Source organism: Mesorhizobium sp. M1182 (genome assembly GCF_040318335.1).
Lineage (GTDB): Bacteria > Pseudomonadota > Alphaproteobacteria > Rhizobiales > Rhizobiaceae > Mesorhizobium.
The window spans coordinates 1-579 of sequence record NZ_JAMYMD010000084.1 but is presented as its reverse complement, the minus strand read 5'-3'; the positions used below and the strand labels follow the sequence as shown (position 1 = coordinate 579).

1 pseudogene is annotated in these 579 nt (G+C 59.2%); it reads left to right on the top strand.

The features are described 5' to 3' along the window. Positions 1-334: 334 nt before the first annotated feature. Positions 335-579, top strand: a pseudogene (locus NKH33_RS33150) (IS21 family transposase); the annotation flags it as partial.

Sequence of the window (579 nt, the reverse complement as noted above, 5' to 3'; positions counted from 1 at the left end):
GTTGTCCTCGACACGCTTGCCCTCCGCATCCGTCCCTTTGATCTCGGTAGTCCACGCGTCGGTGGGCGCCGATTGCTGGCGGATTGCGTGTTTCAGAAATTCGCGGACACCCATTCCGCTAATTCGCGGACAGCGATTTCAGTAATTACGGGACCGTGATTCCGCTAATTCCCGGACAGTTTTCAGGGCGGATAACGGTCGGTTCTCGGGAGCGCCGTTCTGGCATTTTGCCCTCTCATCATCGGGTTGAGAGGGGCCATGCCAAGACGGAAGCAAGCGAGACGAACGACAGTGAAAGACCTACAATCAATCCTGCGCCTGACGCATGAGCAGGGTCCTGGCCCGGCTGCGCAACCGGCGCTTCTTCAGTCTCGGCGATCTCAACGCCGCGATCGCGGTGTTGCTGGAGGATTTGAACAATCGCCCCATGCGCCACGTTGGCAAAAGCCGCCGGGAGCTGTTCGAGGAGATCGAACGAACGGCCCTGTCGCCATTGCCGCCGGCGCCGTTCGAATATGCGGAGTGGAAATCGGCCAAGGTGCATCCCGACTACCATGTCGAGATCGACAGGACCTTCTA